Raw genomic sequence first — 23,964 nt, 5'->3', positions numbered from 1 at the left:
GCAAGGTCTGCGACCGATTCCGCCAATTCGCACCCGGCGCGGCGAACAGGCCTATGGCCAGCGCCGGTCTTGCGCATATATTGCCGATGCGGCGCAATAACAAAAGCGGGAGAAATCGTGGCCTATACTTCCTCGACATTGGCGCCTTTGCGGCACGATACCTACCGCACCATCTGGTTCGCCAGCCTGTCCTCCAATTTCGGCGGCCTGATCCAGGCCGTCGGTGCAGCCTGGATGATGACGACGATCACCGCCTCGGAGGATATGGTGGCGCTGGTGCAGACTTCGACCGCGCTGCCGATCATGCTGTTTTCGCTGATATCGGGCGCCTTGGCCGATAATTACGACCGCCGCCGGGTGATGTTGACGGCGCAGTGCATGATGCTGACGGTCTCAGCCCTGCTGACGGCGACAGCCCTTCTCGGCTGGATCACCCCCTGGCTGCTGCTCTTCTTCACCTTCCTGATCGGCTGCGGCACCGCGCTCAACAATCCTTCCTGGCAGGCTTCGGTCGGCGACATGGTGCCACGCGCCGATCTGCCGGGCGCCGTCACCCTGAACAGCATGGGTTTCAATATTACCCGCAGCGTCGGCCCGGCGATCGGCGGCGTCATCGTCGCAGCAGCGGGTGCTGCCGCGGCCTTCGCGGTGAACACTGCAAGTTACCTCGCATTGATCTATGCTCTCATACGCTGGCGCCCGAGCACGCCGGTCTCCACTTTGCCGCGCGAGGCGCTCGGCAGCGCCATCTTCGCCGGCCTTCGTTATGTCTCGATGTCGCCCAATCTCGAGAAAGTTCTCGTCAGGGGATTGCTCTTCGGCATCGGCGCCAGCTCGATCCTGGCACTGCTGCCGGTCGTCGCCCTCAACCTGGTTGCCGGTGGCCCGCTGACCTACGGCTTCATGCTCGGCGCCTTCGGCATCGGCGCGATCGGCGGTGCGGTGCTGAGTGCCAGAATTCGCCAGGCGTTTTCCAGCGAGACGATCATTCGCCTCTCCTTTGCCGGCTTTGCTCTGAGCGCCGTCATCGCCGCCTTCAGCCCGAGCGCCGTCCTCACCTCTGCCGGGCTGCTCGCCTCCGGCGCCTGCTGGGTCTCCGCACTGTCGCTCTTCAACACCATCGTTCAGCTGTCGACGCCGCGCTGGGTGGTCGGCCGTGCCCTGTCGCTCTACCAGACCGTCACCTTCGGCGGCATCGCCGGCGGCAGCTGGTTGTGGGGTGTTGCCGCCGACCGTTATGGTGTCGCCGATGCGCTGCTGATGTCGTCCGTCGTCATGTTGCTCGGCATCGCAATCGGCCTGCGTTTTTCCATGCCGGCCTTCGCCTCGCTCAACCTCGATCCGCTGAACCGCTTCACCGAGCCGGCCCTGAGCCTCGACATCACGCCGCGCAGCGGCCCGATCGTCATCCAGGTCGATTACGAAATTGGAGATGACGATCTTGCCGAGTTCATGGTGCTGATGGGTGAACGCCGGCGTATCCGCATCCGCGACGGCGCCCGCAACTGGGCGCTGATGCGCGATCTGGAAAATCCCGGCCTGTGGACGGAAACCTACCATACGCCGACCTGGGTCGAATATATCAGGCACAACCAGCGGCGAACGCAGGCCGATGCCGAAAATACCGACAGGCTTCGTGCGCTTCACCGCGGTGAGGGGCCGCTGCATGTCCACCGCATGATCGAACGCCAGGCCATTCCGCCCGGCGACGACGTCTTCCACAAGGCGCCGATCGATCTGCATCATTGAGACCGGATATGCAGAGATCAGCCATATATAGCTTCAGGCTCGCCCGCCGATCCGATCTCGCCGCCATCGTCCGGCTGCTCGCCGACGACGATCTCGGCGGTACCAGGGAGATCGTTTCGGATCCCGTCGACGCACGTTATCTCTCGGCCTTTGCCGCGATCGACGCGGACGCCAATCAACTGCTGGCCGTCGCCAGCGACGCTTCCGATCGGGTCGTCGGCTGCCTGCAGCTGAGCTTCGTTCCGGGTCTTTCCAGAACGGGCATGTGGCGTGGCCAGATCGAAAGCGTGCGTGTCGCCGGTCATCTTCGCGGCTCGGGCCTCGGCTCCGATTTCATCGAATGGGCGGTTGCCCAATGCGCCGCGCGCGGCTGCGGTCTCGTGCAGCTGACAACGGACAAGACGCGGAAGGACTCGATCCGCTTCTATGAGAAGCTCGGTTTCGTCGCGAGCCACGAGGGGATGAAGCGCGCACTCTGAAGCCACCTACTTCAGCTTGCCCTTCATCGTGGCTTCGGGAAAGCAGGTCGGCTTCATGCCGTTCTTCGCCTGCCACTGGCCGATCGAACGCCGCGTCTTATAGCCCGGCAATCCGTCGGAGCCGCCGACGTCATAGCCCTGCCGTTCCAGCGCCTTCTGCATGGCGGCGACATCCGAGCGCAGCATCTTGCCGACATCGCCCCATCGGCCTTCGAAGGCGCCGCCGTTCGAGGCGATCCGGTCGGCGAGATTGCCGATATAGAGCGCATAGAGGTCGGAGTTATTGTACTCCTTGATGACGTAGAAATTCGGCGTGACGATGAACTCAGGCCCGTCGCGGCCGGCCGGAACCAGCATCATCCCTTGAGCCTTCATCTCCGCCGACGGAAAACCCTTGCCGGAGATGCGGTCGATGCCGAGCGAGGCCCAATGCGAAAGCGGTTTTGCCAGATCGGGTCCTTCCTGCGCGCAGGAAACCGCTTCCGGGATCGACACCTCGAAGCCCCAGTGGCGATCGCGCTGCCAGCCCTTCTTGACCAGGAAATTGGCGATCGAGGCAAGCGTGTCCGGTACCGAGGTCCAGATGTTGCGATGGCCGTCGCCGTCGAAATCGACGGCATATTTCAGATAGCTGGTCGGCATGAATTGCGGCTGCCCGAGCGCGCCCGCCGACGACCCCTTGAAATCGGCAGGCGTGACATCGCCGCCGTCGAGAATATGCAGCGCCGCCACCAGTTCGGTGCGGAACATCTCCTTGCGGGTCGACATGAAGGCCTTGGTCGCCAGCACCTCGACCGCCGAATTCGGGATCTTCGCCGCCCCGAAGCCTGTCTCCCGGCCCCAGATGGCAAGCACGATCGAGCCCGGCACGCCGTAGGTCTTCTCGATCCGCTTCAGCGTCGAGCCATATTGCGCGGCAAAACCGCGCCCCGTTACGGCAAGCCTCTGCAGTCTATCCTCGTTGAAATAGGGACCGGGCGAGGAAAATTCGGCCTGCGTCTGCTTCTGCTCCTTCGGCGGCGGGAAGCCGGGCGGCGCGAGATCGGGCAGGTTCCAGTTGAGCGTAACGCCGGAGAAGGCGGCCTGGAAGGTCTTTTCGGAGATACCGCCTGCCTTTGCTTCGGGCCAGAGGTCCTTCTGCACCCAGCTTTCGAACTGCGTCTCGACATCGGCTTTTGATGGGGCTGCGTACGAGGGGAGAGGGAGGAGGGCAGTTGCCGCGAATGCGAATATTCGCAGCCGTCGTGGAACACCATGGTGCGGCATCGATAACCCCCTCATATCACCGTCCGCGCTCGCAACGCCGCGGCAAGTGTACCCTCGTCGAGATAGTCGAGCTCGCCGCCAACCGGCACGCCATGCGCCAGGCGGGTGATCTTCACCTCAAGTCCCTGCAGCTGGTCGGTGATATAATGCGCCGTCGTCTGTCCCTCGACGGTGGCATTGACCGCGATGATCAGTTCGCGGATGCCGCCTTCGCCGATCCGGTCGATCAGCCCGCGAATGTTGAGGTCATCGGGCCCGATCCCGTCGAGCGGCGACAGCGTGCCGCCGAGCACGTGATAGGCGGCGTTCATCGCGCCCGCCCGCTCCAGCGCCCAGAGATCCGAAACGTCCTCGACGACGATGATGACGGATTGATCGCGCTGCGTGTCGGTGCAGACGGTGCAAGGGTCTGTTGTATCGACATTGCCGCAGCGCGAGCAGATCTTCACCTTGTCATAGGCCTCGCCCATCGCATTCGACAGGGGTCCCAGCAACTGGTCCTTCTTCTTGATCAGATGCAATGCCGCCCGGCGCGCCGAGCGCGGCCCGAGGCCCGGCACCTTCGCCAGAAGCTGGATGAGTTTTTCGATTTCGGGGCCGGTGACTCGTTTTGCCATGCGCCGTTCTTAGCTGATATGCAACGAAAACGGAATCACGGAAGGATCGGCCATCCCATGAAAATCCTGGCTCTCTGCACCGGCAATCCGGAACGGCTGGCCGGCAAGAGCTACAAGACCGGCATCTTCAAACATGCCGTCAACGGCGCGGTGATGATCGATGCCGAGGGTCTGGTCGGCGATGCCATCTGCAACCGCAAACATCACGGCGGCGTCGATCAGGCGGTTTATATCGAGGGATCTCTGACGCTCGACTGGTGGAGCAGGGAGCTCGGCCGGCCTTATGAACCCGGCACCTTCGGCGAAAACATCGTAATCTCGGATCTCGACAACCGCGACGTCGCCGTCGGCGACCGGTTCATATCAGGCGATCTCATCCTCGAAGTCACCGCCTGCCGCATCCCCTGCGCCACCTTTGCCGCCAGGATGAACGACCCGAAATTCGTCAAACGCTACACCGTGGCCGCCCGTCCGGGCATCTACTGCCGCGTTGTCATAGGCGGCGTGACCGAGGCCGGAACGGCGGTGGAGCATCGGCCCTTTTCGGGCGAAAAGGTAACGATGCCGGAGCTGATGGAAACATTTGGTCGCCGTCTTTCGGAGGCAGACCGGGCGCGATATCTCGCCGCTCCTATTCACTACAAGCTGCGGGCGTTGCTGGAAGCGCAGCGTTAGAGCGGCGTTCTGGATGTATCGCGAACTCGATAGCATCGGCTATCGGAGCCGCGGTCAAGAGAAGATGGATTGCCTGCTATCAGAACGGCAGTTTGAAGCCGGGCGGGATCGGCAGGCCGGCGGTCAGCGCCTTGGTCTTTTCGGCGGCGAGCGCCTCGGCCTTGTCCTTGGCGTCCTTGTGGGCGGCGACGATCAGGTCCTCGAGGATCTCGACATCGTCTTCCTTGAACAGCGACGGGTCGATCTTCAGGCTCTTCAGCTCGCCCTTGCCCGAGATGACGACGGTGACAAGGCCGCCGCCCGCCTTGCCTTCGGCCGTGAGCTCGGCGATCTCCGCCTGCATCTGCTCCATCTTGGCCTGCATTTCCTTGACTTTGCCCATCATGCCCATGATGTCGCGCATCGTCTCGCTCCTTGTTGAAACTTCAGAATTCTATGTCGTCGCCGGGCAGGATGTCGCCTTCTTCGGATTCGGCGGCGGCCGGCGCTTTGGCCTCGCCTTCCTCTTCCGGTTCCGGCGCCCGCACGCGCACGTCGATGATTTTTGCGCCCGGGAAATGCGCCAGGATCGCCGCCACGTCGGGGTCCTGACGGGCATCGATGACATGCTGTTCCCGGGTCCTTGCCTCCGCTTCCACCATCGTCGGCCCGCCTTCTTCGCGGCTGGTGCTGACGATCCAGTGGATTCCGGTCCATTCCTTGAGCTTGACGGCGAGTTCGTTGAGCAGCGTCGTCGGAGCGCCTTCGGTGAGGTTCACATCCAGCCGGCCGGGCTCAAGACGGACCGGCCGCACGAAGTTGCGCACCAGGGCCTTCAATTTGACGTCCCGCTTTTCGCCCGCGAGATCGACGATATCGGCGATGGAATTGATGCGCACAAGCGGCTTCGGCGCCTCTGCGGGCCTGGCCTCGGTGCGGCCGATATTCTGTGGCTCCGGATTGGGCACGGCGCGCAACATGGCTGTCGGCCCGGAGGGCTGCGGCCGTGGTGTTGGCTCCGTCGCACGTGCCGCGACACTGCTTTGATAGGGAACCCGTGTGCCGCCGCCACCGCCGGAAGGCGGGGAGGAGGGCCGCGCGCCGCCATTGTCGCCGGAAAAATCGGCAAGCCGCCGTGCCGCATCCTCGGGCGCCGGCAGATGCGCCGCATGCGCAAGCCGGATCAGCACCATTTCGGCCGCACCCGCCGTCCGCGACGAGCCTTCCGTTTCGGGAATGCCTTTCAGCAGCATCTGCCAGATGCGCGACAGCGTCGTTACCGCGACGCCCTTGGCGAATTCCGCCGCCTTGGTGCGCTCGACCTCGCTGAGCGAGGGATCGTTTGCCGCATCCGGCACGTATTTCAGCCGGGTCACCAGATGGGTGAAATCGGCAAGATCGGTCAGTACCACCACCGGATTGGCGCCGGCCTCGTACTGGTTCTGGAATTCGCCGAGGGCAGCGGCGACATCGCCCTTGACGACATGCTGGAAGAGATCGACGATCCGGGCGCGGTCGGCAAGGCCGAGCATGCCGCGCACGGCTTCCGCCTGCACGGCACCGGCGCCATGGGCGATCGCCTGATCGAGCAGCGACAGGCCGTCGCGTGCCGAGCCTTCGGCGGCGCGCGCGATCATCGCCAGCGCGTCGCCTTCCGCCTCGATGCCTTCCTTGGCCGCGATCGTCGTGAACAATCCGACGAGATCGGAGGCGCTGATGCGGCGCAGGTCGAAGCGCTGGCAGCGCGACAGCACGGTGATCGGCACCTTGCGGATTTCGGTGGTGGCGAAGATGAACTTCACATGTTCCGGCGGCTCTTCCAGCGTCTTCAACAGGCCGTTGAAGGCCTGCGTCGAGAGCATGTGCACTTCGTCGATGATATAGACCTTGTAGCGCGCCGAAACCGGCCGGTAGCGCACCTGCTCGATGATCTCTCTTATATCGTCGATGCCGGTGTGGGAGGCGGCATCCATCTCGATCACGTCGACATGCCGGCCTTCCATGATCGCCTGGCAGTGTTCGCCGGGCACGCGCAGATCGATCGTCGGCTTGTCGATATCCGATGTCTTGTAGTTCAGCGCCCGCGCCAGAATGCGCGCCGTCGTCGTCTTGCCGACGCCGCGTACGCCGGTCAGCATATAGGCCTGGGCGATGCGGCCGGTCTCGAAGGCGTTGGTCAGGGTGCGGACCATCGGCTCCTGGCCGACCATCAGGTCCGTGAAATCCTTGGGGCGGTATTTGCGAGCCAGCACCCGGTATCCGGTGCCCGTCGAGGCGGCATCTTTTGACTGTCGCTCGGTGTCGCTCATCGCCCTGCTTGTCGCCCGGGATCGTCGGGCATTTCGTGGAGAGAAGGTGGGAGGCTGGCACGATGACCCGTGCCGGGCTCGTTAGGGCTGCTTCCTTCCGGACCTGACCCGGTTGGCGAGTGGCTCGTCCACCACCAACCTCCCGAATGCACATATCGGCAATATCGTCATCAAAAGCAAGCCAACATGCAAAAAAACTGCTAGTCGTTGGAAAAGACAGGAGGAATGCCCCTTGAACGCGTTCGAACTAGACCCCCGGCTGGAAAACGACAGCGTCAGCGTCATGATCACCGGTCTCTGTGATCTCAGATTGTCGAAGGATGCCCGCTGGCCCTGGCTCATTCTCGTGCCACGCCGGGCTGATATTACCGAAATCTTCGAGCTAACGCCGCTCGACCAGGTGCTGCTTGCCTTCGAGACGGAACTGGTCGCCAATGCACTGAAGAAGATCACTGACGCGACAAAAATCAATATCGGGGCTCTTGGCAATATCGTCCGCCAGCTTCATGTTCATGTCATTGCCCGCTTCGAAGGCGATGCCAACTGGCCGGGTCCCGTCTGGGGCTTCGGGCGCGCGGAGCCTTACGAGGACGGAAAGAGAGACGAATTCATAGAAAAGCTGCGGGAAGCCCTTTCATCATGAGTCATTCGCTTTTCGATTCGGATGTGCCGCATCCCGAACCCAGCAATCTCACAGCCTTTGCCGCCAACGACCTCAATCGTGATTCCGAGCATCGCGACGAACGCTCCGTCGAAAAGGCGCTGGCGAGGGAAGGCACCCATATCTTCGCCTTCGCCGGGGATAAGCTGGTGCTGAAGCATGACGGCCAGGTGCTCGACCCGCTTTTCGCCCGCTACGAACTCCAGGAATTGCAGCCGGATTGGGACGAGACGGTGCTTCTCGGCTACCGCAAATCGGGCGAGCCGCGTCTGGCCGTTCCTGTCGGCGTCAATGTCGATGATCTCGCCAGTCAATATAAACCCGCCGACGGCCGCTCGCTGTTTCGCGAAATGCTGATCGACGAGGTGCTGCTAGGCGAATTCGCCCAGGCCGCGAGCCTCATCCGCTGGAATGGCGACAACCGCTTCTGCGGCCGCTGCGGTGCGGCGATGGAGATCCATATCGGCGGCTACAAACGTGTCTGCGCCGCCTGCGAGCACATGATCTTCCCGCGCACCGACCCCGTCGTCATCATGCTGACGATCGATGAGAGCCGCGACCTCTGCCTGCTCGGCCGCAGCCCGCATTTCGCCCCCGGCATGTATTCCTGCCTTGCCGGCTTCCTCGAACCCGGCGAGACCATCGAGAATGCCGTGCGCCGGGAAACGCTGGAGGAATCCGGCATCCGCACTGGCCGCATCCGCTATCACGCCTCGCAGCCCTGGCCGATGCCGCATTCGCTGATGATCGGCTGTTACGCCGAGGCCAAATCCACCGAAATCACGCGCGACGAGACGGAACTCGAGGATTGCCGCTGGTTCACCCGCGAGGAAACCATCGAGATGCTGGAACGCCCGAGCGCGACGGGCAAGGCCACTCCGCCGAAAGGGGCGATCGCCCACCGCCTGATGCGCGACTGGGTGGAGTGGAAGCGCTAGCGCCATGCCGGTCGCCCGCTCGGAACGGCTGCTGACGCTGCTCCAGACGCTTCGGCGTTATCGCAGGCCGGTGACCGGCACGGTTCTCGCAGAGGAGACCGGCGTCAGCCTGCGCACGCTCTATCGCGATATTGCCAGCCTGCAGGCCCAGGGTGCGATGATCGAAGGCGAAGCCGGTATCGGCTACGTGCTGAAGCCGGGCTTCATGCTGCCGCCGATGATGTTTTCCGAAGAGGAACTGGAGGCGCTGGTGCTTGGCTCGCGCTGGGTGGCCCGCGCCGCCGAACCGCGCCTTGCCGGTGCCGGCGCCGATGCGCTCGCCAAGATCGCCGCCGTGCTGCCGGCCGATATGCGTGAGACGATCGATTCGGCGACACTCTTCGTTGGCCGCAAGCGCCAGGACGAGGACAAGGCTGATGTTTCGGCCATCCGCAAGGCGATCCGTCTGGAGCGTGTGCTCGAACTGCACTACGGCGACGAGCAGGGCCGGATCTCGCGCCGCCGCGTCTGGCCTTTCGCGCTCGGCTATTTCGAGCATGTGCGCATCATCATGGCCTGGTGCGAATTGCGCCAGGATTTCCGCCATTTCCGCACCGACCGCATCATCGATATGGCGGTCCACGAGACGCGGTATCCACGCCGCCGCACGGTGCTCCTCAAGGAATGGCGCGAAACGCAGGACGTGCCGATGGAGAGCTGAACGCTGCTGCCATAAACTGTCAGCAGGCGGCGTTATTATCAGTACCAATCCGCTACAGCGCCGCGCGTCTTCGGACACGCAAGGACGCTGTGGCATCCAGGTTTTGCGCATCGTGCCGATGCGCGGGGAAGGAGTACTGATCATGGTAACGCCTCCAGTCATTCAGCAGGCCGGCGACCGGTTCGCCACCGATAATTTCGCCGATATCATTTCGGCAGAAACCTTTACCGACGTCCGGCAGTCGGCCCGCTTCGGCCTGCTGCGCCTGGCGATGGACCTGTTCCGCATTCCGAGCGCAAGCCGCTCCGGCCTCGACCTTGAGGCGATGCCGGATTCCCGCAAGCGCGACCTCGGCTTCATCGATGGACGCGACCCGCGCCGCGGGGGCCGTTTCTCGCTCTAAAGCGCGTCGCGATCTTTCAGATTCGCTCTCCGCGCTTTAGCTCTTTGTTTTTACGCATGTCGTTCTCGCAAAACCGCTGCACACTTTTGCGCGACATGCTCTAATCCGTCTCATCACCGACATTCCGCCCGACGAGACCGGGGCGTTGCGATGGCAACGCCCTTGGTATGCTGCTGCCAGAAATTGTCAGCAGATGGTGCTCGGCGACCGCATTTCACAGCAAAGGGAGAACCGAAATGACCAGCCCCAATCTGATTATCCTCTACGTCAAGGACCCGGGCGAAAGCGCCAGCTTCTACCGCAACCTGCTGAACCGCGAACCGGCCGTGGAAGCGCCGAATTTCGTCGCCTTTCCACTCGATGGCGGCTTCACACTCGGCCTCTGGCGGCGCAGCAAGGTCGAGCCGCAGCCCTCCGCCATCGGCAACCGCGGCGAGGTGGCCTTCATGGTGACGGGGGAAAATGCAGTCGCCAGCCATTATGAGGATTGGCGCCAGCGCGGCCTGCCGATCGCCCAGGAATTGACCGAACTCGATTTCGGCCCGACCTTCGTCGTGCTCGATCCCGATGGTCATCGCCTTCGCGTCTGTGAGCCGGACAAATAACTGCCGAATGAGCGGCCTGCTTAAAGCAGGCCGCGCATCACATGCCCCTTGTAGACGCCGAGGATGCGGACTTTCTCGGAGAAGAACCGCAGTTCTTCCAAAGCCCGGCGCACATTCGGATCGTTCGGATGGCCTTCGATATCGGCGTAGAACTGCGTCGCCACGAATTTTCCGCCGAGCTGGTAACTTTCGAGCTTCGTCATGTTGATGTTGTTGGTGGCAAACCCGCCGAGCGCCTTGTAGAGCGCAGCCGGAATGTTGCGGACGTTGAAAACGAAGGTGGTGACGACCTTTTCCTCCGCCGAACTGCGTTGCGCCCATTCCTCGTCACGCGACAGGATGACGAAACGGGTGACGTTGTTTTCCGTATCCTCGACATTCTCGGCGACGATCTCGAGCCCGTAGAGATCGGCGGCAAGGCGTGGCGCAAGCGCCGCCATCGACCGGTCGCCGGTTTCCTTCACGAGCTTTGCCGCCCCTGCCGTATCGCCGGCGATGACAGGCTTCCAGCCGTGAGAGCGCACGATCTTGCGGCACTGGCCGAGCGCGTGGATATGGCTGTGCACCGTGCGGATCTCGTCCTTGGTGACACCGGGCAGCACCATCAGCTGGAAGCGGATCGGCATGAAATACTCGCCGATGATGTGGAGGCGCGATTCCGGCAGCAAATGATGGATGTCGGCGACGCGCCCGGCGATCGTGTTCTCGATCGGGATCATCCCGATATCGGCGTCGCCGTTGTCGACCGCCGTGAACGCATCCTCGAAGGTCTGGCAGGGCAGCGGCTCCATGGTCGGAAACATGTCGCGGCAGGCCATGTCGGAATTGGCGCCGAATTCGCCCTGGAAGGCGATCCTGTTGGTCTTGATGTTCATGATGGTTCCGTCAGTTCGACTTTGCGGAAAGGATGCGCCGCGCTTTTTCGAGGTCGGCTGGAGTATCGACACCGAGCGGAACCGTGTCAACGATCTCGGCATCGATGCGCATGCCGGCCTCCAGTGCCCGCAACTGCTCCAGCGATTCGCGCCTTTCGAGCGTCGACGGGCCGAGCGAGACGAACCGCTCGAGTGCGGCGCGCCGATAGGCATAGAGGCCGATATGATGGTAGAGCGGCCCTTGGCCGTAAGGCGCCGTGGCGCGGGTGAAGTAGAGGCTACGCAGGCGGGTGGCGGAAATCGGCGATCCGATGACCTTGACGATGTGCGCCGCCGTCTTGTCCTCCTCATTGTCGATTTCGATGGTCAGCGTGCCGATATCGACCGCATCGTCCTCGAGAGGGCGCAAAGCCGCCCGCACCGTTTCCGGCTCGATCGTCGGCAGATCGCCCTGGACGTTGACGATGAATTTCGCCTTCCCGTCCGGATCGACCTTGGTCAGCGCTTCGAAGATGCGGTCTGAGCCCGATTGGTGATCCCTGCTGGTCATCACGACTTCAAAGCCGGCGGCAGAAACGGTATCGAACACCTGCTGATCGTCGACGGCAACGACCACGCGGCCGATGGCTGCCTCCTTGGCGCGCATCGCCACCTGGACGATCATCGGCAGTCCGCAAATATCGGCGAGCGGCTTGCCCGGAAGCCGGGTGGAGGCCATGCGCGCCGGGATCAACACGAGCGCGCTATCTAAATTTGAATCACTCATTGTTCGGGCCTTCTATTCCGGGCTGAAAAGTGTCAAAAAGTCTCACGCACAAGACCATTTAGACAGTTGCAACGATCAACCAAAAGACATAGGTTCCGCGCGATTTCAAGATGGTCCGGTTTATGGTCTGCCGGCTGCAAGGGGAGCATTGCAGATGAATTCATACGTCAATACGGCCGTGGGGGCGCTGCTCGGAACGATTTTCGTTCTGATGTCGGTCTCTATCGCGTCCGAGGGGATCTTCCATTCCGAAGCGCCGGAGAAGGAAGGTTTTGCGATCGTTGCCGAAGAGGCGTCCGCCGCTGGCGGTGAAGCTGCGCCTGCCGCTGCTGCCGTTCCGATCGCGCAATTGCTCGCTTCTGCCGATGCCAAGGCCGGTGAAACGGTCTTCAAGAAGTGTCAGGCCTGTCATGACGGCACCAAAGGGGGACCGAACAAGGTCGGTCCTAACCTCTTTGGTGTCGTAGATCGCCCGATCGCCTCGCATGAAGGCTTCGCCTATTCCGCCGCCATGAAGGATTTCTCCAAGGGCAGCAGCGAGAAGTGGACTTTCGAATTCCTCAACAAATTCCTGACGGCGCCGAAGAAGGACGTTCCCGGCACCGCCATGGGCTTTGCCGGTCTTCCGAAGGATCAGGACCGCGCCAACGTCATCCTCTACCTGCACACGCTGGCCGATTCGCCGGTACCGCTGCCGGATCCGAAGACGGCGACGCAGTAAACGCTGCAGCATCTTCCGATGACACTGGAGCCCGGCCACAAGCCGGGCTTTTCATTGTGCGGGGAATTTCACGCGCCGAGGAAATAGGCCCAGAGCGAGACCGTGATGGCGCCGAGCGCTGTCGTCACGGTGATCGTCGAGGCGGCGAGGCTGTGGCCGACGCCGAAGCGATTGGCGATCAGCCAGGCGTTGACCCCTGTCGGTACAGATGAGGTCAGCACGATCGCTGCCGTCCATTCGGGGCTGAGGCCGAGCAGGCGGCTCGCGGTCCAGACGCAGCCCGGCAGCAGCAGCAGCTTGCAGGCCGAGGTGACGCTGGCGATGCCGAGATTGCCGGAGACGCCGTATTTCTCCAGCGCCATCCCGAGTGATATCAGCGCCGCCGGACCGGCAATACCGGCGATCTGCCCGACGACCGATGCCATCGCCGTTGGCATGGTGAGACCGGAAAGATGCACGGCCATGCCGGCTGCAAGCCCGATCACCAGCGGATTGCGGATGAGATTGATGGCAATCTGGCGAAGGACGAACACCATGCTGCGGTCGCTTTTGCCGGCGATCTTGCGCTCGGCATGCTCCATCAGCACCGTGCCGGCGACCATCATCACGGGCAGATGCACGGCGAGCAGGATCGACAATGCCACCAGCCCCTCGTCGCCGACGGTCCGCTGGACGAGCGGCAGTCCGATGAAAACATTGTTGGCGAAGGCCGAGGAAACGCCGGCCAGCACGCCGATCCGCTCGTCGCGGCCGAAAAAGCGGGTGGCGGCGATATGGCCGGCCGCCCAGGCGATGGCAACGCCGGAGAAATAGACGATCCAGAGGCGGAAAGGCGAGGCGCCGTGAAAATCCGCCTCGGCGATGGTGCGGAAAAGCAGGAGCGGCACGGCGATCTTGAAGACGAATTCGCTGAGCGCATCGCCGACATTCGACGCCATCAAGCCGCTGCGGACGATCACCCAGCCGATGAGGATCAGGATGAAAATGGGAAGGACGTCGAGAATGATGGCTGACATTGGGAGGCTGCTTTGCGCGGGGGGAGTATCTGACCTCTAGCAGCAAACCGTCTGGATTGAAAAGCCAATCGCCGCCGATCCGGCAGCTGCGGCATCCGCAACGCAAAAAAAGCGGGCACGGCCCGCTTTTCCGCTCCGGCGCTGCCGGAAAGATCGCGAAGCTGCCAGTTCATCCGTGGTCAGCATCGCGCCGGTAAGATCGAAGGGATCATCCCTCGTGCGCCCGGCTGCAACTGAAAGCTGCTCATGCCGGTCTTCCTGCGAGTATATCTAGATTTTGAAGATGACAGGGACATGACGAATAAGCGGCACTTTTGCGAAGAAATAGATGGCGATGCGCCATTTATCCTTCCAAACCGCGGAAATTTCGCTAAGACCGAACCCCGGCTATCACTAATCCGGGACTCCCCATTTCATGACAAGATTCGACGTTCTGACAGTCGGCAACGCAATCGTGGACATTATTGCCCGTTGCGACGACCAGTTCCTTATTGACAATCAGATCACCAAGGCGGCGATGAACCTCATCGATGCCGAGCGCGCCGAACTCTTGTATTCGCGCATGGGGCCGGCGCTCGAAGCCTCCGGCGGCAGCGCCGGCAATACGGCCGCGGGTGTGGCGAACCTCGGCGGCAAGGCCGCCTATTTCGGCAATGTCGCCGCCGATCAGCTCGGCGACATCTTCACGCACGACATCCGCGCCCAGGGCGTTCACTACCAGACGAAGCCCAAGGGCACATTCCCGCCGACGGCGCGTTCGATGATCTTCGTCACCGAGGATGGAGAGCGTTCGATGAACACCTATCTCGGCGCCTGCGTCGAGCTCGGTCCCGAGGACGTCGAGGTCGATGTCGTGGCCGACGCCAGGGTTACCTATTTCGAAGGTTACCTCTGGGATCCGCCGCGCGCCAAGGAAGCGATCCTCGATTGCGCCCGTATCGCCCATGAAAACGGCCGCGAAATGTCGATGACACTGTCCGACAGTTTCTGCGTCGGCCGCTATCGCGGCGAATTCCTCGATCTGATGCGCTCCGGCAAGGTCGATATCGTCTTCGCCAATCGCCAGGAAGCGCTGTCGCTCTACGAAACCGACGATTTCGAAGAGGCGCTGAATAGGATCGCCGCCGATTGCAAGATCGCCGCCGTGACGATGAGCGAGGACGGCGCCGTTATCCTCAAGGGCAGCGAGCGTTATTACGTCAATGCGATCAAAATCCGAGAAGTTGTGGATACGACGGGTGCCGGTGATCTCTTCGCCTCCGGCTTCCTCTATGGCTACACGCAGGGACGCTCTCTGGAGGATTGCGGCAAGCTCGGCTGCCTTGCTGCCGGCATCGTCATCCAGCAGATCGGTCCGCGCCCGATGACCTCGCTTTCCGAGGCCGCCAAACAGGCTGGGCTTATTTGAAGGCTTCGCCGGGATAGGCGCCCCAGATCTCCGACTGCGCCACCCAGCCGGAGGCGCCGTCGGTTTCTGCGCGGCACCAGTCGCCGTTACACTCACCGATCGTCACCATCACGCCGGGTTCCAGCTTGGCGACGATCGAGGCGGAGGGCAGCGCCTCGCGGCGCAGATTGACAAAGACGCCCTTGCCCTTGGCCTTCATCCACGGCGCGGCGATCGCCGCGCGCTGGCCTGACAGCAGCGACTGGTTGACCCAGCCTTCGGTGCCGTCGGCATCGCGGATGCGGCGCCAGTTGTCGTATTCCTGGATGATCTCGACCGGCAGGCCGGATTTCAGATACATCCATGAAACCGCATAATCCGTTCCCGGGCCGATGCGCAGGTTGACGCGTTTGGATTTCAGCGTGACGAATCGCGGCAACGGCAGCCCGCTTGGCCCCTTGGCGGCCTGCGCGTGGGCAAATTCGACGGTTTCCATGGATGCGGCCAGAGCGATGACAAGGGCGAGGCAGGACTTCAGGAATTTGCTGCGCATGGAAGTTTCCGTTTGCTCGAATTCGCGGGCAGGCCCGGCCTGTTCGCGGTCCGGGTTGTGACATTCCCCGGCTGCACCACGAGTTTTGTTTGTCTTCGCGTGCGGGTCTGGTAGAAAATGCCCGGATGGGAAAATTATCACCCCTCTTGGTTAAAGACCTCTGAACAAGGCACCATAGTCAGCCATGACAGCGAAGAAAAAACCGAAGGTCTACATCACCCGCAAGTTGCCCGACGCCGTCGAAACCCGCATGCGGGAACTCTTCGACGCCGAGCTGAACATCGACGACACGCCGCGCTCCGTTCCCGAGCTGATCGCCGCCGTCAGGACCGCCGACGTGCTGGTGCCGACCGTCACCGATCGCATCGATGCGGCGCTGATCGATGCGGCGGGGCCGCAGATGAAGCTGATTGCGAGCTTCTCCAACGGCACGGACCACATCGACGTCGAGGCGGCGGCGCGCAAGGGCATCACCGTCACCAACACGCCGAACGTCCTGACCGAAGACACCGCCGACATGACGATGGCGCTGATTCTCGCGGTTCCGAGAAGGCTCGGCGAGGGCGCCCGCGTGCTGACCGACAAGCCGGGTGAATGGGCCGGCTGGTCTCCCACCTGGATGCTCGGCCGGCGCATTCACGGCAAGCGCATCGGCATTGTCGGCATGGGCCGCATCGGCACGGCAGTCGCCCGCCGCGCCAAGGCTTTCGGCCTGTCGATTCACTACCACAACCGCAAGCGCGTCAATCCGGCCGTCGAGGACGAGCTGGAGGCGACCTATTGGGAAAGCCTCGACCAGATGCTCGCCCGCGTCGACATCGTCTCGGTCAATTGCCCGTCGACGCCGGCAACTTTCCACCTGATCTCGGCGCGCCGTCTGGCGCTGCTGCAGCCGACGGCCTATCTCGTCAACACCGCGCGCGGCGACGTGGTCGATGAAGCCGCGCTGATCAAGTCTCTGAGGGAGGGCCGGATCGCCGGCGCCGGCCTCGACGTCTTCGAAAACGAACCCGCCGTCAATCCGAAGCTCGTCAAGCTCGCCAATGAGGGCAAGGTCGTGCTGCTGCCGCATATGAGTTCGGCGACGATCGAAGGCCGCATTGACATGGGCGACAAGGTGATCATCAATATCCGCACCTTCATCGACGGCCACAGACCGCCGAACCGGGTGCTGCCGGGGCGTTGAAGGCTTCATTCAGTCGGTGCGGGTCTGAGATGCAAGGACCTTGCGCATCTCGACGAAGGTCGTCCTGGCAAAGCCCGGATGCGCCTTCTCGGCGGTTCTGGAAAATCCCCAGGCGGCAAAGACGGCGTGATTGTCGGTGAGCTCGATGCGTGTTTCCAGCCTTAAGGCGGCAAGCCCCAGCGACGCGGCCGTCTCCTCGGCAATTGCCAGCAGCCGTTTGCCGAGGCCCTTGCCCTGCGCCTCAGGCAGAACGGCAAGCTTGCCGACATAGAGACAATCGGCCTCCGGCCGCAGGAAAAGGCAGCCGACCAACTTTTCACCGTCGAGGGCGGCATGGCCGATCTCGGCTCTGGCCTTTTCAGCCAGTGACTCGGTCGTCAGCTTGAGCGCAGAGGATGGCGGATCGATCCTGCCGTTCATCGAAGCGAAGGCGGCGAGGATAAGCGCCAGCAATTCATCCCAGCGTGTGAAGTCCTGGTCGAGACGGACGATCATCATCCAGCCTGCCTTGCGCGGCGGCGCTTATAGCGGACGGTGTCGAAGCGGGCCGCAAGCGCGTCATAGAGCAGCAGCCGTCCGACCAGCGGCTCGCCGGTGCCGGTGACGAGTTTGATCGCTTCCATCGCCATCATCGTGCCGATAACGCCGGTCAGCGCGCCGATGACGCCGGCCTCGGCGCAGGCGGGAATGAGCCCCGCTGGCGGCGCTTCCGGAAACAGGTCGCGATATCTGGGGTTGGGGGTCCCGTCTTCGCCGCTCTCATAGGGCTTGAGTACCGTCAGCGAACCGTCGAAGCGCCCGACGGCACCGGTGACAAGCGGGATGCGCGTTTCCTCAGCTGCATCGGCGGCGGTGTAACGCGTGTCGAAATTGTCGGAGCCGTCGATCAGCAGATCGAAGCCGGAGAGTTGCCGGCGGGCAGTCTCGTGGGAAAACCGTTCCTCGAAGCGGATGAGCCGGACATGCGGATTGAGTCTCGTGATGGCAAGCGCTGCGCTTTCCGTCTTCAACTCCCCGATCGTGCCGGAATCATGGATGACCTGGCGCTGCAGGTTCGACAGCGATACCCGGTCGTCATCGACGATGCCGAGCGTGCCGACGCCGGCTGCCGCCAGATATTGCAGGATCGGTGCGCCGAGGCCGCCGGCGCCGATCACCAGCACGCGGGCGGCCTTCAACCTCTGCTGGCCTGCACCGCCGATCTCCGGCAGCAGGATGTGGCGGTGATAGCGCGCGATTTCGTCAGGGCTGAGCGGTTCCATGGCGCCAATGTTATCATGACGCCCGAGGCTGGGAAAAGCCGCTTCGGTCATTCGAACACCCTTCCGTCGGCCACTGTGAAGACCTGTGCTCTGTCGCCCAACGCCGAAAACATCGAGCGATCCGTTCCGGTCATGAAGGCCTGGCCGCCGAGGCCGTCGATGAGGTCGAACAGCGCGGCGCGCCTGTTCTCGTCGAGATGGGCGGCGATCTCGTCGAGCAGCAGGATCGGCGCATGGCCGGTGAGATTGCCGACCAGCCGCGCATGCGCAAGCACCAGACCGACGAGCAGCGCCTTCTGCTCGCCGGTCGAGCAGCGTTCCGCCTCCATCGCCTTTTCGCGGTGATGGACGATGAGATCGGCCCGATGCGGCCCGTCGAGCGTGCGTCCCGCGCCGGCGTCGCGGTAGCGGCTCTCCGCCAGCATTGCCGCATAATCATCCTCGAGGTCGACCGAGGGCCGTGAAAACTGACCGTCCATGAAACCCGAAAGCTGCAGCGATGCCGATGGAAAAGGTGAACTCTCGCGGGTCTCCTCGATCAGCCGGGTCAGCAGGCCGAGCATTTCCTGCCGGGCGAGCGCCATGGCGATGCCGAGGCTTGCCATTTGTTCCTCGATGCCGGCAAGCCAGGAGGGATCGAAGCGGCCTTCATCCAGCAACTTGTTGCGGCTGCGCATGGCGCGCTCGAAATCGCTGGCGCGGCGGCCATGGGCGGGATCGAGCGACAGCACCAGCCGATCGAGAAAGCGGCGCCGGTCGGAGGAGGCGCCGGTAAACAGGCCGTCCATCGCCGGCGTCAGCCAGAGAAGACGCAGATGATCGGTCAGTTCGTCTGCTGTTTTGGCAGGGGTGCCGTTGATCCGCAGCCTGCGGGCGGTGCTTTCCTCGCCGGTTTCGATGCCGGTGCCGATCTCGACGTCGCCTTCCATCCCGTCGAGCGCCGCGAAGATCGAAAAACCGCCGGCCGCGCCGACACGGGTAATGTCGCCATAGGCAGCGCGGCGCAGGCCGCGGCCAGGCGAAAGCAGCGAGACGGCCTCCATGAGATTGGTTTTGCCGGCGCCGTTGTCTCCCGTCAGCACGGCATGCCGGCCGTCAAGGGTTAGCGCCGCCGACGCATAATTTCGGAAGTCTGTCAGCTTCAGACGGGAAAGAGAAACCTTGTGCGGCATCGAATGTCCGGAATCGTGAAACGTGACAGCTAAGCCTAAGCGGCGATGATGGCAAGGCACTGAGCTTTGCTGCCCCGGACGGATTTTCGAGGTAGCCTCCGTGGCCGCATTCTGTTGTCCGGCGGCCTCACGGCGTAGGGGCGCTTTCCAGATTGTTCTAAAAATACAACCACCGCGCGGATAGGCTGGCTTCATCGAACCAGTCCCGCCCACAGCTGTTATCGATCACCTCAAGCCTTGGATATCCGGGGTTTTGCCGCGTCCATCCGCGGCTCCTGACGTAACGTAAAGCCCAAAAAAAGTCGGTTGAATTTTGCAACTGTAGAGTTGAGTTATCCCGTAAAAACGATATGGTAAACGAACTATTAAGTATTAGAGAGTGATGAAGTGCCAGATCCGGTTGATATTATCGTTGGTCGCAACGTAAGACAGTTTCGCGCCCTTCGCCGTGTTTCGCAGCTTGAGCTTGGCGAAGCACTCGGACTGACTTTCCAGCAGATCCAGAAATACGAAAAAGGCGCGAACCGCGTTTCCGCCAGCAAGCTGCATCAGATCGCGGTTTTCCTCGATGTCGAGATCTCTGCTCTTTTCGAGGGCGTATCGCAATTCGGCAGCCGGGTCGAACTCAGCCCTGACGCCTATGCGCTTGCTCTGACCTACGACAAACTGAGTTCATCGGCGGGCAAGGAAGCGGTCAAGACCATCCTCACCCTCATGGTTGGCGAAGCGGCCGAAGAAACCGCCGCCTGATTCCGCCGCGCTTCACAGAAGACATGACCTTGGTCCGGGGTGATATCCGGACACAGGCATGTGTGCGGCAATTTGGTGGGGCATCAAGACAAAGACAGGAAGCATCTCCGGTGCGCGCGGTTTTACGCCGCGCGCTTTAGTGAATCTCACATTCGTGCAAGGCCATCAGCAGATCGTCCTGCGTCTGGTGGCCGGCATGATAGAGGTCGATCGCAATACTGGCGATTGAAAGGCCCTGCTGGCTGCGAAGCTTGATGTTGCGCTCGGCGCACCATGTGTAGAGGGCGCCGGCGAGAACGTCGACATCTTCGGACTGAGAGGAAAAGGCTGACGCCATGGCAGATACCCTTGATTTTTTGTTGTTCCCGACTGACGGCAGAGACTGAATTCATTTGGAAAACTTGCAAGCGGCATCATCTGGCTGCGTTAACGTAAGTCATGTTCGGCCCCGTCGCCGTGCCGATCCGGGACAAATTGCTCAGCGCAAGCACTGAGTGTTGCAAATTGGGGCAATTGCAAAGCGCTTGAAGCGGGTCGCGCAAAATCGTGCAGCGGTTTGCGACAACGACATGCGTAAAAACAAAGATGGCGAATCAAAAAAGCCGGAGACGTTTCCGTCCCCGGCTTTCGAGAGGGATCTATCGATCGCGGTTCAGCCTTCGAAGAATTCCTTCATGCGGGCAAAGAAGCCCGTCGATTCGGGATTGTTCTCCTTGGAGGAAAGCTGCTCGAATTCCTGCAGCAGCTCGCGCTGGCGCTTGGTGAGCTTTTGCGGCGTCTCGATCTGGATCTGGATGTAGAGGTCGCCCGTCTGCGCCGAGCGCAGCACCGGCATGCCCTTGTTTTTCAGGCGGAACTGTTTGCCGGCTTGCGTGCCCTCGGGCACGCTGACGCGCGACTTGGTACCGTCGAGCGTCGCCACGTCGAAGGTTCCGCCGAGAGCGGCCGTCGTCATCGAGATCGGAACGGCGCAATAAAGATCGGCTCCGTCGCGCTGATAGAATTCATGCGGTTTGACGGACAGGAAGATATAGAGATCGCCCGCCGGCCCGCCACGGGTGCCGGCTTCGCCCTCGCCCTGCAGGCGGATGCGCGTACCATCCTCGATGCCGGCGGGAATATTGACCGAGAGCGAACGCTCTTCCGTCACCCGGCCCTGGCCATGGCATTTCGGGCAAGGATCGGGAATGATCTGGCCGCGGCCGTGGCAGGTCGGGCAGGTCCGCTCGATCGAGAAGAAGCCCTGCGCTGCACGCACGCGCCCACTTCCCTGGCAGGTGCCGCAATTCTTCGGCTGCGTGCCGGGCTTGGCGCCCGAACCCGAACAGACGTCGCAGGTGATCGACGTCGGAACGCGGATCTGCGCCGTCTTGCCGGAAAAGGATTCTTCCAGCGTAATTTCCATATTGTAGCGAAGATCGGCGCCGCGCTCCCGGCCTCCCGACGAGCGCTGGCGCGCACGTCCTCCACCCATCATCTCGCCGAAAATATCCTCGAAGATGTCGGAGAAACCGCCGCCGGCAAAGCCGCCGCCACCGCCGCCGCCCATGCCGCCATGTTCGAAGGCCGCATGGCCGTAGCGATCATAGGCCGCCCGCTTCTGCGGGTCCTTGAGCATCTCGTAGGCTTCGTTGATTTCCTTGAACTTGCGTTCGGCGTCCTTGTCATCCGGGTTCTTGTCCGGATGGTATTTCATCGCCAGTTTGCGGAAGGCGCTCTTCAGCTCTTTCTCGTCCGCCGTCTTGGCTACACCCAGAGTTTCGTAAAAGTCCGCTTTTGCCATTAAGGATTAAACCCCGGAAATGGATTTCCGGCTGCCATGGTGAGCAGCCGGATCAGGTGTTGAAGCATAACCACGCCGTCGCGGATTACGCGGACTTCTTGCGGTCGTCGTCCTTGATTTCCTCGTAGTCGGCATCGACGACATTGTCGCCGCCTTCCGCGGAGGCATCGCCGGCAGCGCCGCCTTCGGCCTGCTGTGCTTCATAGATCGCCTGGCCGAGCTTCATCGACACTTCCATCAGGGTCTGGGTCTTGGCCTTGATGTCTTCGGCGTCGGCTTCGGTTGCCTCGGTCGCGGACTTCAGCGCGGCGATCGCATCCGAGATCGCGGTGCGGTCGGCTTCGGAAACCTTGTCGCCGTAATCCTTCAGCGACTTTTCCGTGGAGTGGATCAGGCTTTCGGCCTGGTTCTTGGCCTCCACGCCTTCGCGGCGCTTCTTGTCCTCGGTGGCATGGGCTTCGGCATCCTTGACCATCTTTTCGATGTCGGCGTCGGAAAGACCGCCGGAAGCCTGGATGCGGATCTGCTGTTCCTTGCCGGTGCCCTTGTCCTTGGCCGAAACCTGCACGATGCCGTTGGCGTCGATGTCGAAGGTGACTTCGATCTGCGGCATGCCGCGCGGCGACGGCGGCAGGCCGACGAGGTCGAACTGGCCAAGCAGCTTGTTGTCGGCAGCCATTTCACGCTCGCCCTGCGAAACGCGGATGGTGACGGCCTGCTGGTTGTCTTCGGCGGTCGAGAAGGTCTGGCTCTTCTTCGTCGGGATCGTCGTGTTGCGTTCGATCAGGCGGGTGAAGACGCCACCGAGCGTCTCGATGCCGAGCGACAGCGGCGTGACGTCGAGCAGCAGCACGTCTTTGACGTCGCCCTGCAGAACGCCGGCCTGGATGGCGGCGCCGAGTGCAACGACTTCATCCGGGTTGACGCCCTTGTGCGGCTCCTTGCCGAACAGCTGCTTGACGACTTCCTGGACCTTCGGCATGCGGCTCATGCCGCCGACCAGAACGACTTCGTCGATTTCGGCCGCAGTGACGCCGGCATCCTTGAGGGCCGCCTTGCACGGTGCGATCGTGCGCTGGACGAGATCGTCGACCAGGCTCTCGAGCTTGGCGCGGGTCAGCTTCAGCGTCAGATGCTTCGGGCCGGAGGCGTCAGCCGTGATGAACGGCAGGTTGATTTCGGTCTGCTGCGACGAGGACAGCTCGATCTTTGCCTTTTCCGCAGCTTCCTTGAGGCGCTGCAGGGCAAGCTTGTCGTTCTTCAGGTCGATGCCGTTGTCCCGCTTGAACTCGCCGACGAGATATTCGACGAGGCGCATGTCGAAGTCTTCACCGCCGAGGAACGTATCGCCGTTGGTGGACTTCACTTCGAACACGCCGTCGCCGATCTCGAGGATCGAGATATCGAAGGTACCGCCGCCAAGGTCGTAGACGGCAATCGTCTTGCCTTCTTTTTTGTCGAGGCCGTAGGCGAGTGCGGCAGCGGTCGGCTCGTTGATGATGCGCAGCACTTCAAGACCGGCGATGCGGCCGGCATCCTTGGTTGCCTGGCGCTGCGCGTCGTTGAAGTAGGCGGGAACGGTGATGACGGCCTTCTCGACCTTTTCGCCGAGATAGGATTCGGCGGTTTCCTTCATCTTCTGAAGGATCATCGCGGAAATCTGTGCGGGCGAGTAGCCCTTGCCATTGGCTTCGACCCAGGCGTCGCCATTGTCGCCCTTGACGATGGTGAAGGGAACGAGGTGCTTGTCCTTCTCGACGGTCGGGTCTTCGTAGCGGCGGCCGATCAGGCGCTTGACCGCAAAGAGCGTGTTCGTCGGGTTGGTGACCGCCTGACGCTTGGCCGGCTGGCCGACGAGGCGTTCGCCATCATCGGAAAATGCCACCATGGAAGGCGTCGTGCGGGCACCTTCCGCATTCTCGATGACCTTCGCATCCTTGCCGTCCATGACCGCGACGCAGGAATTCGTCGTTCCAAGGTCGATACCAATTACTTTTGCCATGTCATTCTCTCCTTGAAGCAAGCTGTCGGAACCCCCAGAAAGGCATTTCCCTGACAGCCCCTTACGGGATGGGTCTACTTACGATTACGCAATCGTGATTGCGGTGATGC

Annotated in this window: 26 protein-coding genes and 1 other RNA gene; 12 read left to right on the top strand and 15 right to left on the bottom strand. The window is 62.2% G+C overall.

Annotated features, from left to right (window positions below):
- The first annotated feature begins 69 nt into the window (after positions 1 to 69).
- Positions 70 to 1,749: an MFS transporter gene (locus GGD57_RS09505; protein ID WP_184469055.1), complete on the top strand. Its 1,680-nt coding sequence runs from the start codon at positions 70 to 72 to the stop codon at positions 1,747 to 1,749.
- Positions 1,750 to 1,772: 23 nt separating this feature from the next.
- The gene (locus tag GGD57_RS09500) at positions 1,773 to 2,228 is read left to right on the top strand and encodes a GNAT family N-acetyltransferase (protein ID WP_184469169.1); all 456 of its coding nucleotides are present in this window, start codon (positions 1,773 to 1,775) and stop codon (positions 2,226 to 2,228) included.
- A 6-nt stretch (positions 2,229 to 2,234) separates the two neighbouring features.
- Here GGD57_RS09500 and GGD57_RS09495 read toward each other — a convergent pair whose 3' ends face one another.
- Together GGD57_RS09495 and recR are read right to left on the bottom strand one after the other, a co-directional pair.
- Positions 2,235 to 3,509: a lytic murein transglycosylase gene (locus GGD57_RS09495; RefSeq protein ID WP_432443336.1), complete on the bottom strand. Its 1,275-nt coding sequence runs from the start codon at positions 3,507 to 3,509 to the stop codon at positions 2,235 to 2,237.
- Positions 3,506 to 4,111, bottom strand: coding sequence for a recombination mediator RecR (recR, locus tag GGD57_RS09490; protein WP_184469050.1), 606 nt, complete (start codon positions 4,109 to 4,111; stop codon positions 3,506 to 3,508). Before recR ends, GGD57_RS09495 begins: the two co-directional genes overlap by 4 nt.
- A gap of 57 nt (positions 4,112 to 4,168) precedes the next feature.
- On the opposite strand from recR, the gene GGD57_RS09485 reads away from it, so the two are divergent.
- Entirely contained in the window at positions 4,169 to 4,786 is a 618-nt protein-coding gene (locus tag GGD57_RS09485) for an MOSC domain-containing protein (protein WP_184469048.1), read from the top strand.
- A 79-nt stretch (positions 4,787 to 4,865) separates the two neighbouring features.
- On the opposite strand, the gene GGD57_RS09480 is transcribed toward GGD57_RS09485, so the two are convergent.
- The 3 genes from GGD57_RS09480 to ffs all read right to left on the bottom strand — a co-directional run bounded on the left by GGD57_RS09480 (position 4,866) and on the right by ffs (position 7,217).
- Complete coding sequence (locus tag GGD57_RS09480; protein WP_004676719.1) at positions 4,866 to 5,189, bottom strand: YbaB/EbfC family nucleoid-associated protein; 324 nt, start codon at positions 5,187 to 5,189, stop codon at positions 4,866 to 4,868.
- Between the two features lie 22 nt (positions 5,190 to 5,211).
- Complete coding sequence (locus tag GGD57_RS09475) at positions 5,212 to 7,074, bottom strand: DNA polymerase III subunit gamma/tau (RefSeq protein WP_184469047.1); 1,863 nt, start codon at positions 7,072 to 7,074, stop codon at positions 5,212 to 5,214.
- A gap of 46 nt (positions 7,075 to 7,120) precedes the next feature.
- Positions 7,121 to 7,217: signal recognition particle sRNA small type (gene ffs / locus GGD57_RS09470), an RNA gene on the bottom strand.
- An 89-nt stretch (positions 7,218 to 7,306) separates the two neighbouring features.
- Here ffs and GGD57_RS09465 point away from each other — a divergent pair.
- The 5 genes from GGD57_RS09465 to GGD57_RS09445 all read left to right on the top strand — a co-directional run bounded on the left by GGD57_RS09465 (position 7,307) and on the right by GGD57_RS09445 (position 10,381).
- A complete protein-coding gene (locus tag GGD57_RS09465; RefSeq protein ID WP_184469045.1) occupies positions 7,307 to 7,717 on the top strand; it encodes an HIT domain-containing protein in 411 nt (136 codons plus the stop codon).
- Positions 7,714 to 8,673, top strand: coding sequence for an NAD(+) diphosphatase (gene nudC / locus GGD57_RS09460; protein ID WP_184469043.1), 960 nt, complete (start codon positions 7,714 to 7,716; stop codon positions 8,671 to 8,673). The genes GGD57_RS09465 and nudC overlap by 4 nt, the downstream gene beginning before the upstream one ends.
- 4 nt (positions 8,674 to 8,677) lie before the next feature.
- Positions 8,678 to 9,373: a helix-turn-helix transcriptional regulator gene (locus GGD57_RS09455; protein ID WP_184469041.1), complete on the top strand. Its 696-nt coding sequence runs from the start codon at positions 8,678 to 8,680 to the stop codon at positions 9,371 to 9,373.
- Positions 9,374 to 9,515: 142 nt separating this feature from the next.
- Positions 9,516 to 9,776 carry a hypothetical protein gene (locus tag GGD57_RS09450; RefSeq protein WP_184469039.1) on the top strand — a complete coding sequence of 87 codons (261 nt, stop codon included), beginning with the start codon at positions 9,516 to 9,518 and terminating at the stop codon, positions 9,774 to 9,776.
- Between the two features lie 236 nt (positions 9,777 to 10,012).
- Entirely contained in the window at positions 10,013 to 10,381 is a 369-nt protein-coding gene (locus tag GGD57_RS09445) for a VOC family protein (RefSeq protein WP_184469037.1), read from the top strand.
- Positions 10,382 to 10,401: 20 nt separating this feature from the next.
- Here the strand turns inward: GGD57_RS09445 and GGD57_RS09440 are convergent, their stop codons facing one another.
- Together GGD57_RS09440 and GGD57_RS09435 are read right to left on the bottom strand one after the other, a co-directional pair.
- Positions 10,402 to 11,256 carry a prephenate dehydratase gene (locus GGD57_RS09440; RefSeq protein ID WP_184469035.1) on the bottom strand — a complete coding sequence of 285 codons (855 nt, stop codon included), beginning with the start codon at positions 11,254 to 11,256 and terminating at the stop codon, positions 10,402 to 10,404.
- A gap of 10 nt (positions 11,257 to 11,266) precedes the next feature.
- Complete coding sequence (locus GGD57_RS09435; RefSeq protein ID WP_184469033.1) at positions 11,267 to 12,022, bottom strand: 3-deoxy-manno-octulosonate cytidylyltransferase; 756 nt, start codon at positions 12,020 to 12,022, stop codon at positions 11,267 to 11,269.
- Positions 12,023 to 12,176: 154 nt separating this feature from the next.
- Here GGD57_RS09435 and GGD57_RS09430 point away from each other — a divergent pair, with 154 nt between their 5' ends.
- Positions 12,177 to 12,743 carry a c-type cytochrome gene (locus GGD57_RS09430; RefSeq protein ID WP_184469031.1) on the top strand — a complete coding sequence of 189 codons (567 nt, stop codon included), beginning with the start codon at positions 12,177 to 12,179 and terminating at the stop codon, positions 12,741 to 12,743.
- 68 nt (positions 12,744 to 12,811) lie between these two features.
- Here the strand turns inward: GGD57_RS09430 and GGD57_RS09425 are convergent, their stop codons facing one another.
- Positions 12,812 to 13,759, bottom strand: a complete 948-nt coding sequence (locus GGD57_RS09425; RefSeq protein WP_184469029.1) for an AEC family transporter — start codon at positions 13,757 to 13,759, stop codon at positions 12,812 to 12,814.
- Positions 13,760 to 14,174: 415 nt separating this feature from the next.
- Here GGD57_RS09425 and GGD57_RS09420 point away from each other — a divergent pair, with 415 nt between their 5' ends.
- Positions 14,175 to 15,167 carry an adenosine kinase gene (locus tag GGD57_RS09420; protein WP_184469027.1) on the top strand — a complete coding sequence of 331 codons (993 nt, stop codon included), beginning with the start codon at positions 14,175 to 14,177 and terminating at the stop codon, positions 15,165 to 15,167.
- Here the strand turns inward: GGD57_RS09420 and GGD57_RS09415 are convergent.
- Positions 15,160 to 15,699, bottom strand: coding sequence for an SH3 domain-containing protein (locus GGD57_RS09415; protein ID WP_184469025.1), 540 nt, complete (start codon positions 15,697 to 15,699; stop codon positions 15,160 to 15,162). The two genes, GGD57_RS09420 and GGD57_RS09415, sit on opposite strands and share 8 nt — an antisense overlap.
- 184 nt (positions 15,700 to 15,883) lie before the next feature.
- Between GGD57_RS09415 and GGD57_RS09410 the strand changes: the two genes are divergently transcribed.
- Complete coding sequence (locus tag GGD57_RS09410; protein ID WP_097612357.1) at positions 15,884 to 16,885, top strand: 2-hydroxyacid dehydrogenase; 1,002 nt, start codon at positions 15,884 to 15,886, stop codon at positions 16,883 to 16,885.
- A 9-nt stretch (positions 16,886 to 16,894) separates the two neighbouring features.
- Here GGD57_RS09410 and GGD57_RS09405 read toward each other — a convergent pair whose 3' ends face one another.
- From GGD57_RS09405 to recF, 3 genes are read right to left on the bottom strand one after another with little or no spacing between them, the layout of a single operon-like run.
- Positions 16,895 to 17,383, bottom strand: a complete 489-nt coding sequence (locus GGD57_RS09405) for a GNAT family N-acetyltransferase (protein WP_184469022.1) — start codon at positions 17,381 to 17,383, stop codon at positions 16,895 to 16,897.
- A complete protein-coding gene (locus GGD57_RS09400) occupies positions 17,380 to 18,198 on the bottom strand; it encodes a molybdopterin-synthase adenylyltransferase MoeB (RefSeq protein ID WP_184469020.1) in 819 nt (272 codons plus the stop codon). The genes GGD57_RS09405 and GGD57_RS09400 overlap by 4 nt, the downstream gene beginning before the upstream one ends.
- On the bottom strand, positions 18,195 to 19,319 hold the full coding sequence (gene recF / locus GGD57_RS09395) for a DNA replication/repair protein RecF (protein ID WP_184469018.1): 1,125 nt from the start codon (positions 19,317 to 19,319) through the stop codon (positions 18,195 to 18,197). The genes GGD57_RS09400 and recF overlap by 4 nt, the downstream gene beginning before the upstream one ends.
- A gap of 387 nt (positions 19,320 to 19,706) precedes the next feature.
- Here recF and GGD57_RS09390 point away from each other — a divergent pair, with 387 nt between their 5' ends.
- Positions 19,707 to 20,069 (top strand): helix-turn-helix domain-containing protein, encoded by a 363-nt coding sequence (locus GGD57_RS09390; RefSeq protein ID WP_184469015.1) that lies wholly within the window; start codon positions 19,707 to 19,709, stop codon positions 20,067 to 20,069.
- A gap of 136 nt (positions 20,070 to 20,205) precedes the next feature.
- On the opposite strand, the gene GGD57_RS09385 is transcribed toward GGD57_RS09390, so the two are convergent.
- The 3 genes from GGD57_RS09385 to dnaK all read right to left on the bottom strand — a co-directional run bounded on the left by GGD57_RS09385 (position 20,206) and on the right by dnaK (position 23,854).
- Complete coding sequence (locus GGD57_RS09385) at positions 20,206 to 20,406, bottom strand: hypothetical protein (RefSeq protein WP_010068933.1); 201 nt, start codon at positions 20,404 to 20,406, stop codon at positions 20,206 to 20,208.
- A gap of 315 nt (positions 20,407 to 20,721) precedes the next feature.
- On the bottom strand, positions 20,722 to 21,852 hold the full coding sequence (gene dnaJ / locus GGD57_RS09380; protein WP_085735555.1) for a molecular chaperone DnaJ: 1,131 nt from the start codon (positions 21,850 to 21,852) through the stop codon (positions 20,722 to 20,724).
- An 85-nt stretch (positions 21,853 to 21,937) separates the two neighbouring features.
- Positions 21,938 to 23,854, bottom strand: a complete 1,917-nt coding sequence (dnaK, locus tag GGD57_RS09375) for a molecular chaperone DnaK (RefSeq protein WP_126910124.1) — start codon at positions 23,852 to 23,854, stop codon at positions 21,938 to 21,940.
- Positions 23,855 to 23,964 lie beyond the last annotated feature (110 nt).

Origin of the sequence: Rhizobium esperanzae (assembly GCF_014197615.1) — a bacterium.
GTDB lineage: Bacteria > Pseudomonadota > Alphaproteobacteria > Rhizobiales > Rhizobiaceae > Rhizobium > Rhizobium esperanzae_A.
This window is presented reverse-complemented; position numbering and strand designations above follow the sequence as displayed.

Coding starts and splice junctions, on each gene's coding strand:
- GGD57_RS09495 (WP_432443336.1), bottom strand. CDS start 3,509: ATGAGGGGGTTATCGATGCCGCACCATGGTGTTCCACGACGGCTGCGA.
- recR (WP_184469050.1), bottom strand. CDS start 4,111: ATGGCAAAACGAGTCACCGGCCCCGAAATCGAAAAACTCATCCAGCTT.
- GGD57_RS09485 (WP_184469048.1), top strand. CDS start 4,169: ATGAAAATCCTGGCTCTCTGCACCGGCAATCCGGAACGGCTGGCCGGC.
- GGD57_RS09480 (WP_004676719.1), bottom strand. CDS start 5,189: ATGCGCGACATCATGGGCATGATGGGCAAAGTCAAGGAAATGCAGGCC.
- GGD57_RS09475 (WP_184469047.1), bottom strand. CDS start 7,074: ATGAGCGACACCGAGCGACAGTCAAAAGATGCCGCCTCGACGGGCACC.
- nudC (WP_184469043.1), top strand. CDS start 7,714: ATGAGTCATTCGCTTTTCGATTCGGATGTGCCGCATCCCGAACCCAGC.
- GGD57_RS09455 (WP_184469041.1), top strand. CDS start 8,678: ATGCCGGTCGCCCGCTCGGAACGGCTGCTGACGCTGCTCCAGACGCTT.
- GGD57_RS09450 (WP_184469039.1), top strand. CDS start 9,516: ATGGTAACGCCTCCAGTCATTCAGCAGGCCGGCGACCGGTTCGCCACC.
- GGD57_RS09445 (WP_184469037.1), top strand. CDS start 10,013: ATGACCAGCCCCAATCTGATTATCCTCTACGTCAAGGACCCGGGCGAA.
- GGD57_RS09440 (WP_184469035.1), bottom strand. CDS start 11,256: ATGAACATCAAGACCAACAGGATCGCCTTCCAGGGCGAATTCGGCGCC.
- GGD57_RS09435 (WP_184469033.1), bottom strand. CDS start 12,022: ATGAGTGATTCAAATTTAGATAGCGCGCTCGTGTTGATCCCGGCGCGC.
- GGD57_RS09430 (WP_184469031.1), top strand. CDS start 12,177: ATGAATTCATACGTCAATACGGCCGTGGGGGCGCTGCTCGGAACGATT.
- GGD57_RS09425 (WP_184469029.1), bottom strand. CDS start 13,759: ATGTCAGCCATCATTCTCGACGTCCTTCCCATTTTCATCCTGATCCTC.
- GGD57_RS09420 (WP_184469027.1), top strand. CDS start 14,175: ATGACAAGATTCGACGTTCTGACAGTCGGCAACGCAATCGTGGACATT.
- GGD57_RS09415 (WP_184469025.1), bottom strand. CDS start 15,699: ATGCGCAGCAAATTCCTGAAGTCCTGCCTCGCCCTTGTCATCGCTCTG.
- GGD57_RS09410 (WP_097612357.1), top strand. CDS start 15,884: ATGACAGCGAAGAAAAAACCGAAGGTCTACATCACCCGCAAGTTGCCC.
- GGD57_RS09405 (WP_184469022.1), bottom strand. CDS start 17,383: ATGATGATCGTCCGTCTCGACCAGGACTTCACACGCTGGGATGAATTG.
- GGD57_RS09400 (WP_184469020.1), bottom strand. CDS start 18,198: ATGACCGAAGCGGCTTTTCCCAGCCTCGGGCGTCATGATAACATTGGC.
- recF (WP_184469018.1), bottom strand. CDS start 19,319: ATGCCGCACAAGGTTTCTCTTTCCCGTCTGAAGCTGACAGACTTCCGA.
- GGD57_RS09385 (WP_010068933.1), bottom strand. CDS start 20,406: ATGGCGTCAGCCTTTTCCTCTCAGTCCGAAGATGTCGACGTTCTCGCC.
- dnaJ (WP_085735555.1), bottom strand. CDS start 21,852: ATGGCAAAAGCGGACTTTTACGAAACTCTGGGTGTAGCCAAGACGGCG.
- dnaK (WP_126910124.1), bottom strand. CDS start 23,854: ATGGCAAAAGTAATTGGTATCGACCTTGGAACGACGAATTCCTGCGTC.